Source organism: Vibrio sp. 10N.261.52.C2 (assembly GCF_041471425.1).
GTDB lineage: Bacteria > Pseudomonadota > Gammaproteobacteria > Enterobacterales > Vibrionaceae > Vibrio > Vibrio crassostreae_C.
The window spans coordinates 17,077-27,179 of sequence record NZ_JBFROH010000031.1 but is presented as its reverse complement, the minus strand read 5'-3'; the positions used below and the strand labels follow the sequence as shown (position 1 = coordinate 27,179).

Here is a 10,103-nt window from a genome sequence, read left to right as displayed (position 1 = left end):
ATCTAGGAAAGAAATAATTATGACAACTCAAACCACTATCAATAACGAAAAGCTATCTCCGTGGCCTTGGCAGATCGAAGAGAGCACAACTCGCTTTGATAACGCGGCAATGTCGACAATACTAAAAGACTTAAGCCTTGCTTGTTACGTCGTGAACCACCCAGAAAAAGGGTTAGGTGTTAGCCAACAAGCGGAAATTACATCGGGCGACTCAGCAAGTTCAGCGAACAACCAACCTGTTAGCGCCTTTGCTCCAGCTCTTGGTACACAAAGCCTAGGCGACGAAGATTTTCGTCGCTGCCACGGCGTGAAATACGCTTACTACGCGGGCGCAATGGCAAACGGTATTTCATCTGAAGAGTTGGTGATTGCGCTTGGTCAGGCTGGCATTCTTTGTTCATTTGGCGCGGCGGGCTTAATCCCATCTCGCGTTGAGCAAGCGATCAACCGTATCCAAGCAGCACTGCCAAACGGCCCTTACGCGTTTAACCTGATTCACAGCCCAAGTGAACCCGCGCTAGAACGTGGCAGTGTAGAGCTGTTTTTGAAGCACAAAGTGAAAACGGTTGAGGCTTCTGCATTCTTAGGTTTAACACCGCAAATCGTTCACTACCGTGCAGCTGGCCTTAGTCGCGATGCACAAGGTGAGATTCAGATCGGTAACAAGGTTATTGCTAAGGTAAGCCGTACTGAAGTCGCAAGTAAGTTCATGCAGCCTGCTCCTGTGAAAATGCTGCAAGCTTTAGTTGATGAAGGCCGAATCACAGCAGAACAGATGGAACTGGCACAGCTTGTTCCTATGGCTGATGACATTACCGCAGAAGCCGATTCTGGTGGTCACACCGATAATCGTCCACTGGTTACCCTACTGCCAACGATTCTTGCACTGAAAGAGCAAATCCAAGCTCAGTACCAATTCAAAACACCGCTACGTGTCGGTTGTGGTGGTGGCGTAGGTACGCCTGACGCTGCTCTAGCGACGTTTAACATGGGCGCGGCTTACATTGTTACTGGTTCAATCAACCAAGCGTGTATTGAGGCTGGCGCAAGCGAACACACACGTAAGCTGCTTTCGACAACTGAAATGGCTGACGTGACGATGGCTCCGGCGGCCGACATGTTCGAAATGGGCGTGAAACTGCAAGTGGTTAAGCGCGGCACCTTGTTCCCAATGCGTGCCAACAAACTTCATGAGCTATACACTCGCTACGACTCAATTGAAGCGATTCCAGTAGAAGAGCGTCTGAAGCTTGAGAAGCAAGTCTTCCGTTCAACACTGGATGACATTTGGGCGGGGACTGTGGCGCACTTTAACGAGCGCGATCCTAAACAGATCGAACGCGCTGAAGGCAACCCAAAGCGTAAAATGGCGTTGATCTTCCGTTGGTACTTGGGTCTTTCTAGCCGTTGGTCAAACACCGGCGAGCAAGGTCGTGAGATGGATTACCAAGTATGGGCTGGCCCTGCACTTGGCGCATTCAACGCATGGGCGAAAGACAGCTACCTAGATGATTACCAGCAGCGTAATGCAGTCGACCTAGCAAAACACCTAATGCATGGCGCAGCCTACTTGGCTCGTGTTAACTTGCTGACCTCGCAAGGTATCAAGCTTGATCCAGAGCTAGCACGTTGGAAGCCGACACAAAGAATGGCGTAAATGACCTAAATGGACTGGTTGACGAGTAACTAATTACTCAGCGACAGGAAACAAAAAAGCGACCTTATCGGGTCGCTTTTCTTTTGGTTGTTCTTGCCAGGCTCGCTACAAAATTAAGACTTCTGCATACGCTTTTTCAAGCGCGCTAAATCAATTGCACTTGAGCGTACAGTAAGCTTGATGCATTCGTAGTCGTATTCTTCCTTCACCACACTCATGTTTGAGCGAATCTCACCGATAATGCCTTGTCCAGAATAAGGAATCGTGATCTCTTCTTCGATCATGCCTTGTTCAGCCACACCCACAATGTACTTGTGTAGTTTGGTGATATCGAGCGGGTCACGAGTCGAGGTCAGCATTGCATCTGGGAATTCTTCAATCAGCTCTAACTGTTCTTCTTCGCTCAATCTATCGCACTTGTTCAGTACCAATAGTTTTTCGCTGCCTTCAACGCCCACTTGCGCTAATACTTCGTGTACCACATCAAGCTGTGCGCGGAATGAAACATCAGAAGCATCAACCACATAAAGCAGTAATGAAGCATCATGCGCTTCTGCTAGTGTTGAGTGGAATGAAGCAACCAGATCGTGTGGCAGTTTCTTGATGAAACCCACCGTATCTGACACTAAGATACGCGGCTGAGTGATCGGCTGAAGTGCACGAACCGTGGTATCTAAGGTCGCGAATAGCTTATCTTCACCGCTCACTTCGGTTGCGGTCATAGCGCGCATCATCGAAGATTTACCCGCGTTGGTGTAGCCAACCAGAGCAACAGTGAAAAGCTCCGAACGCTGAGTGCGTCGGTTCTTCATTTCGTCTTGTACGCTAACCAGCTCACGCTTAAGTGCAGCAATTTGGTCACGTACTTTACGGCGGTCTAGCTCTAGTGAAGTTTCACCTGCACCCTGACCCATTTGACGCTCTTTATCACCGTCGGCCGTCTCACGCAGTCGAGGCACTAGGTAGTTTAGTCGAGCGATTTCAACTTGCAGACGTGCGGTACGAGTACGAGCATGACGGCTGAAGATCTCAATGATGATACCAGTACGGTCAAACACCTCGACACCCAAGTGAGCTTCTACATTACGCAGTTGAGATGGGCTCAAATCACAGTCGAATACCACTACGTCAGCAGTACCAAACTCCACGTCTTCAGATGGAAGATCATCAAAATCTAACTCATCGATACCAGCACGAAAATCAAAAGACTCATCGATAAAATCTTCATCTTCGGCTTCTTCAATCGAACCTTGGTAACCGGTTAAGTGTGCAATTTCTGCAAGCTTACCTGCGCCCAACACGTTTTGTCGTTGTGTTGAACTGTGGTGCTGTGATTGTGTACCGACCACTTTAAACCCTAGGGTTGTTACTAAGCGAGCAAGTTCGGCAAGAGACTCTTTTGCTTCGTCACCTTTGAAGTCCGGTGTCGTAATAGAAATAAGTAAAGCGTTACTAGCTGAGGGTTTTGCTGTTAGTTTCATGTATTCTTCTGTTTATGCACTAATGTGCAACCTAGTATTTGGTCTAAAGTAGCGCGATCCTACGCTGTTCTCGGTCAGCTTTATAGAGCTAACGGAGGCTATTTGGCGATATTATTGCAGTTAATCCATTTATCTCGTTTATCCCTCTGTTTTCGTGAGGAAATAAAACAGGCTAAAACAACAAAAAAGACAGCATCACGTTACTTATTAGTAATTAGTGATACTGCCTTTGCTTAAGCTTAGACTCTCATTGAGCTACTGTCTCAAAAACTAAAAATCAATTCTCGCTTCAGTCTGAGCATCAAAGAATACCGCCTTTGATAAGTCAAAATGCAGCGGCGCCATTTGCCCAACTGACACTTCAAATTCTGGCGACAAGCGACATGCCACTTCTTGGTCGTTCACTTTCACCATCGCAATCGTATCTGGCCCTGTTGGTTCTAGCACTTCTAACTGCAAGTCTAGCTTGGTCGTTGCCGACACATCTTCACTTTCCTGCTCGGTAATATGTTCAGGGCGCAGGCCAATCACCACTTCTTTGCCATCTTGCTCACGCATGCTTTGTGGTAATCGAATGTGGTGCTCTTGCTCAGCTGTACCCGTTACTTTGATGATCGGATTCTGCTCATCATCCAAATCCACCATGGTCTTAATGAAGTTCATAGATGGTGAACCCATAAAGCCCGCCACGAACATGTTATTTGGCTTGGTGTAGATCTCTTGCGGCGTACCGAGTTGCTGCAGTTCACCATCTTTCATCACCGCAATACGATCCGCCAAGGTCATCGCCTCTATTTGGTCATGGGTGACGTAAACAATGGTGGTGTTAAGCTTTTGGTGAAGGCGTTTGATCTGGTGTCGCATCTCAACACGCAGCTTGGCATCCAAGTTAGAAAGCGGTTCATCGAACAGGTACAACTTAGGACGACGCGCTAGTGCACGTCCCATCGCGACACGCTGGCGCTGACCACCAGATAGCTGTGATGGTTTACGATCAAGCAGTTGCTCAATTTGCAGCATTTCAGCGACGCGATTCACTTCTGCGTCGATTTCGTCTTGTGGCATCTTGCGGATCTTCAAGCCGAAGGCGATATTGCCGCGTACCGTCATGTTTGGGTAAAGTGCGTACGACTGGAATACCATCGCGATGTCGCGGTCTTTAGGTTCAACCTGGGCCACGTCAACACCATCAATCACGATTTCACCCGAGCTAATATTTTCTAGCCCAGCAATGGTGTTCATTAGGGTGGATTTTCCACACCCCGAAGGGCCGACAAGTATCAAAAATTCCCCCGAATCGATACTGATGTCGATGCCCTTTAACGTTTCGTTGTCCGCGTTGCGATAGGTTTTACGGATCTGTTTTAAATCTAATGTTGCCATGAGTAATTATCCTTTTACTGATCCTGCCGTTAGGCCACGAACAAAATATTTTCCTGCGAAGACGTACACCAACAGTGTTGGTAGTGCGGCGATAATCGCGGCAGCCATGTCGACGTTATATTCTTTAACGCCAGTGCTGGTGTTGACTAGGTTGTTTAATGCCACGGTGATCGGCTGAGTTTCTGAACCTGAGTAAACCACCCCGAACAAGAAATCATTCCAGATTGCGGTGAACTGCCAGATCACCGTCACCATGATGATTGGCGTTGAGATCGGTAATAAGATCTTGAAGAAGATGGTAAAGAAACCTGCACCATCAAGTTTTGCCGCTTTGATCAATTCATCAGGAATCGAAATATAGAAGTTACGGAAAAACAGAGTGGTAAACGCCATGCCATAGATAACGTGCACAATCACCAAGCCAATCGTGGTGTTCGCTAACCCCATCTTGCCAAGCATGGTTGCCATTGGCAGCAGCACTACTTGGAATGGAATGAAGCAGCCAAAGAGCAACAAGCTAAAGAACAGGTTTGAGCCTCTAAATTGCCATTTCGTTACCACATAGCCATTGAATGCACCCAACAATGTTGAAATCGCTACCGCAGGAATCACCATTTGGAACGAGTTCCAGAAGTAGCCTTTAATGCCTTCGCACTTCACACCAGTACAAGCGGTGTCCCACGCTTTATACCAAGCATCAAACACCCACTCTTTTGGCAAGCTCATCAAGTTACCCGCCTTGATATCAGGCAGAGTTTTGAATGAAGTGAGCGCCATTACGAACAATGGCATTAGATACACTAAACAGAAGAAAAGCAGTGCTGAATAGATAAACATTCGAGCAAAATTGATGTTATTCATCATGACTTTTTCTCCCTAAGTTCAGAGTAAAGGTAAGGCACTAGAATCGCTAAAATACCGGCAAGCATCATCATGGCACTGGCAGCACCAAGACCAATTTGCCCACGTGTAAATGAGTGTGCGTACATGAATAGCGCAGGAAGATCCGATGAATAACCCGGGCCACCCGCTGTCATTGCGGTCACAAGGTCAAAGCTCTTAATCGCAATGTGTGACGTGATGATCACCGCGCTGAAAACCACAGGGCGCAAGCAAGGTAGAATGATTTTGAGATAGATGGTAGGTAAGCTTGCACCGTCAATTTGAGCTGCTTTGATGATTGATGAATCGATACCACGCAGACCCGCTAAGAACATCGCCATCACGAAGCCTGAAGACTGCCACAGTGCCGCGATAACTAAGGTATACACCGACATTTCCGAGTCGACTAACCAATCAAATTTGAAGTCAGTAAATCCCCAATCTTGCATCAACTTTTCAATGCCAAGACCCGGATTAAGAATCCATTTCCACGCCGTACCTGTCACGATGAATGACAACGCCATTGGGTACAGATAGATAGTACGAATTGCCCCTTCTTGGCGGATATTCTGGTCAAGCAATACCGCTAAACCAACACCAAGCAAGATGGCAATAGCCATGAATAGAAAGCCAAACACACCGAGGTTGGTGATTGAGGTGATCCAGCGATCGTTATCCATCAGCTTTTCATATTGGGTTAACCCAACGAAGTTAAAGCTCGGCAGAAATCGAGAGTTAGTGAACGACAACGCTGCCGTCCAAAAAATGTAGCCGTAGATACACACCACGGTCACTAACGCGGTCGGCGCCAGTACAATTTTAGGTAACCAATGTTGCAACCTGTCAGCAAAACTCGGTTTCGGTGCAGGCTGGCTCCTTGTCGGTTTTGGAGTCGACTCAGTCAAAACATGCTCCATAACTTATCCTTGTTGCACAATCGAGCCAATGGCTTACCTCTCGGCACCACATCAGCATCACGCATATCAGAATTGGGAGTGAAGAGCAGATAGGCTCCCTACGAGCCTACCCACCCTGGGGGTTTGGTGTTAAACCAATTGAGATTAGATAGCCGCTTTCACTGCTTTTGCTAACTTAGCCGCCGCTTGTTTTGGATCGGCATCTTTTTCGTTGAAGAAGTTGGTTACCACGTCGTAAATCGCGCCTTGAGCGTAGCTTGTTGTCGCTAGGCCGTGAGCCATACTCGGAACAAGATCGCCAGATTTCGCACTCGCTTTGAAGGTTGCCATTGAATCCAACGCACATTGGTCGAACTTAGACATGTCCATATCTAGACGTACAGGGATAGAACCCTTGTTAAGGTTGAAGACTTCTTGGAAATCTTTGGTAAGAATGGTTTTCGCTAGGTCTTGCTGCGCTTTTTGGTTCTCTTTGTCACTCAGCTCAAAGAACGCAAAGCTATCGATGTTGAAAGTGAATTGGCCATCAGTGCCCGGTGCTGGTGCACAGATGTAATCTTTACCCGGTACTTTGCCTGCCGCAGTAAATTCACCTTTCGCCCAGTCACCCATGATCTGCATTGCCGCTTCGCCATTGATAACCATCGAAGTTGCTACGTTCCAATCACGACCCGGAGAGTTGCTGTCGATGTAATCACGCATCTTTTTGAACTTGGTGAACACTTCCACCATTTTGTCGCCAGATAACACGTCCATATCCAGATCAACGAACGCTTTGTTGTAATCTTCACTGCCTAGTACATCAAGTGCTACAGCTTCGAAGACTGTCGCGTCTTGCCAAGGTTGACCACCGTGAGCCAGTGGAATGAAGCCAGCCGCTTTAATCTTGTCTGCGGCAACAAAGAACTCATCTAACGTAGTTGGAACCGTCACGCCTGATTTTTCTAAAACAACAGGGTTCGCCCAAAGCCAGTTAACACGGTGAACGTTGACAGGAACTGCGACATATTCGCCATCCCACTTCATCACTTTAGTGACCACTTCTGGCAGTAGCTCATCCCATTTTTCTTGTTTCGCAGTTGCATCGAGAGACGTTAGAAAACCTAAACCACCCCACTCTTGAATATCATGACCTTTAATCTGCGCCGCAGATGGAGGATTGCCCGACACTGCTCGAGTTTTCAAAACAGTCATCGCACTTTCACCGCCGCCACCAGCAACAGCGAAATCTTTCCAAGTATGGCCTTGTTCTTCAATCATCTCTTTCAGTACAGCTGCGGATTTCGCTTCGCCACCGGCAGTCCACCAGTGAAGCACTTCCACTTCACCAGCTTGAGAAAATGTTGAGGCAGCAAGAAGAGATAGAGTAAGTAGGGTTTTATTGATTTTCATTATTATCTTCCATGTTTTAGCGGACTCGACGTCCGGTTCAAAACAGAGTCTACTTATTCTGATTTGTAAGATTGAAACAAAAGGTAAGCTCAATGTAACACAATTGTTACATTAAACTTCTAGGCCTCGTGGAATATAGACTTTAGCTTCTAAGCCGCCTTGAGGGGAGTTACGAATAATGAGATCTCCGCCGTGTCCGTGTAGGATGTTTCGACAGATTCCAAGCCCTAAACCGTGTCCTTGGTCGTCAGTGGCGAGCCTGAAGTAAGGTTCAAACACCAACTCTAACTTGTCTTCAGGAATACCTTTTCCGTGATCTTGAATAGTCACGATAACCCACACCGAATCACTGTTAATATCGACTTCAGCTGATGTCCCATATTTCACAGCGTTGTCGATAAGATTGGTCAGCACACGTTTAATGGCTAATGGTTTGGCGACTAACGGGTCAACCACAATGGGCTCAAACTCAACCAAGGTTTGATGTTGGTTGTGCAGTTCAATCACGGAGAGCATCATCTCATTGAGATCGATAATGGCGTTGTTTTCGTGAAGGTCGGTATCTCTTACCGCTTGTAAAGCGCCCTTAACCATCATCTCAAGCTCATCCAAATCCTTATTGAACTTGTCTTTCTTTACTTCGCTTTCCAATAGCTCGGCTCGTAGTCTAAGCCGTGTTATTGGTGTCTTTAAATCATGTGAGATTGCAGAGAAAAGGTGCTCACGGTCGGCAACATAGCGACGAATCCGTTGCTGCATTCGATTAAACGCTCGGGTCGCCGTCACCAGCTCAGTAGCCCCCTCTTCGTTAAGTGGCGGCTGCTGAATATCCATACTCATCTCATTGGCCGCTCTTGCTAATTTTTTAAGAGGGCGTACTTGCCGACGAATCATCAAGTAAGTCAAAACCAAAAGAATGAGGGTCGAGGAAACTAAGAAGATCACCTGTTCTCTGCCGAGAATCGTATCGTCGAGTTTGACGTAAGGCGCAGGCAACAACGCGGCGATATACACCCATTCATGACTGGCTAATTCTATCTGAACAACCAGAATAGGAGGGTTAAGAGGTTCTAAGGTTAAAGTATGATGTGCCCACGATCGTGGGAGATCGCTCAAGTAGATGTCATTTTTAAGCAAACGAAGATGTTCAGGGCGAGAGAAATCAACCCGCACTGATTCGACTTTATTGAGCTTGCTACTCAAAACACTTTCTATCGCTTCAATCGAGGCGGTTTTTAAACGGGTATCAGGGATCGGTTCGACAATCAACGCCTCTTTATTGAAAGAAACGAAGAAGCGCGTACCGCCCATATTACGGATTTGATCCAACACGATATGGCGATATTTAACGGGCAGAGACTGGAAGAAAGTCACCGTCGAGGCAAACATATTGGCCATGCTTGAAGAGGCAGAACGAATCCCCTCCAGTTCTTTGTGTTTGGATTCGCTATACCAAATAGACGTTGCGATACCTTGAGCTATCACCACAGCTAACAAGGTCAGTAACAATGTTCTGGCAACCAAAGAGTTTGGCTTTAACCGACTCAACCCGTTCATAGGAAATACTTCATTGCCGAGGTGCTAATTAACATCACTTGATTATCAGTGTTCATACTGAACAGGCACAGCGAGGATATAGCCATTACCGCGCATGGTTTTGATGTAGTGAGGATACTTGCCACTGTCGCCCAATCGGCTTCTCAGACGACTAAGCTGCACATCAATGCCTCGCTCAAAAGGCAACGCTTCACGGCCTCTGGTCGCGAATGAGATAGTGTCACGGTCGAGAACTTCGTTAGGGCGAGTTAAGAACAACATCAACAGAGAAAAATCACTGCCCGACAAATCCATCTCTTCCGAGTTTTCATTGTGGGAAATTCGATGCGCTAACGTATCAAGCGTCCAATCACCAAAAACAATCTGTTTTGGCAATGCATCACTTGTCTTGTCATCCACCACTTGAACGCGGCGCAACAACGCTTTGATACGCGCCATTAACTGACGAGGGCTAAACGGCTTGGCAATGTAATCATCAGCACCAATTTCTAAGCCGATAATTTGGTCGGTTTCATCCGATACGGCAGTCAGCATGATGATAGGCACATTCGATTGCTTACGGACGCGTTGACACAAGGTAAAACCATCGTCACCGGGTAGCATCACATCAAGCAGAATCAGATCTGGATAACCTTGGTTTTGCAGATGAGCTTCTAGTTCAACACCATCTCCCACAGAAGAAACATCGAAACCAGATTTTGTGAGGTACTCTTCCAGCAGCTCGCGGATTTCTTGATCATCATCCACCACGAGAATTCGAGTATTTGTTGGCATCGCCCAAACCTATTAAATTTACAACTTATTCACATAGTGTATAGGCTGGCCGATTGTTTG

General features: G+C 46.9%; 8 protein-coding genes. 1 reads left to right on the top strand and 7 read right to left on the bottom strand.

What is annotated here, in order from left to right; genetic code table 11:
* Nucleotides 1-19: 19 nt before the first annotated feature.
* Nucleotides 20-1,657 carry an eicosapentaenoate synthase subunit PfaD gene (pfaD, locus tag AB4307_RS12340; protein ID WP_372131983.1) on the top strand — a complete coding sequence of 546 codons (1,638 nt, stop codon included), beginning with the start codon at nt 20-22 and terminating at the stop codon, nt 1,655-1,657.
* 113 nt (nt 1,658-1,770) lie between these two features.
* Here pfaD and hflX read toward each other — a convergent pair whose 3' ends face one another.
* The 7 genes from hflX to AB4307_RS12305 form a co-directional block, all read right to left on the bottom strand.
* A complete protein-coding gene (gene hflX / locus AB4307_RS12335; RefSeq protein ID WP_017071725.1) occupies nt 1,771-3,138 on the bottom strand; it encodes a GTPase HflX in 1,368 nt (455 codons plus the stop codon).
* A gap of 270 nt (nt 3,139-3,408) precedes the next feature.
* The gene (locus AB4307_RS12330; RefSeq protein ID WP_017066148.1) at nt 3,409-4,521 is read right to left on the bottom strand and encodes an ABC transporter ATP-binding protein; all 1,113 of its coding nucleotides are present in this window, start codon (nt 4,519-4,521) and stop codon (nt 3,409-3,411) included.
* 6 nt (nt 4,522-4,527) lie between these two features.
* On the bottom strand, nt 4,528-5,385 hold the full coding sequence (locus AB4307_RS12325; RefSeq protein ID WP_239717622.1) for a carbohydrate ABC transporter permease: 858 nt from the start codon (nt 5,383-5,385) through the stop codon (nt 4,528-4,530).
* Nucleotides 5,382-6,320, bottom strand: a complete 939-nt coding sequence (locus AB4307_RS12320; protein ID WP_009848503.1) for a carbohydrate ABC transporter permease — start codon at nt 6,318-6,320, stop codon at nt 5,382-5,384. The genes AB4307_RS12325 and AB4307_RS12320 overlap by 4 nt, the downstream gene beginning before the upstream one ends.
* Before the next feature lie 144 nt (nt 6,321-6,464).
* A complete protein-coding gene (locus AB4307_RS12315) occupies nt 6,465-7,712 on the bottom strand; it encodes an ABC transporter substrate-binding protein (protein ID WP_017066147.1) in 1,248 nt (415 codons plus the stop codon).
* Between the two features lie 111 nt (nt 7,713-7,823).
* Nucleotides 7,824-9,269: an ATP-binding protein gene (locus AB4307_RS12310; protein WP_017064094.1), complete on the bottom strand. Its 1,446-nt coding sequence runs from the start codon at nt 9,267-9,269 to the stop codon at nt 7,824-7,826.
* Between the two features lie 45 nt (nt 9,270-9,314).
* Nucleotides 9,315-10,043, bottom strand: coding sequence for a response regulator (locus AB4307_RS12305; RefSeq protein WP_017060637.1), 729 nt, complete (start codon nt 10,041-10,043; stop codon nt 9,315-9,317).
* Nucleotides 10,044-10,103: the final 60 nt, after the last annotated feature.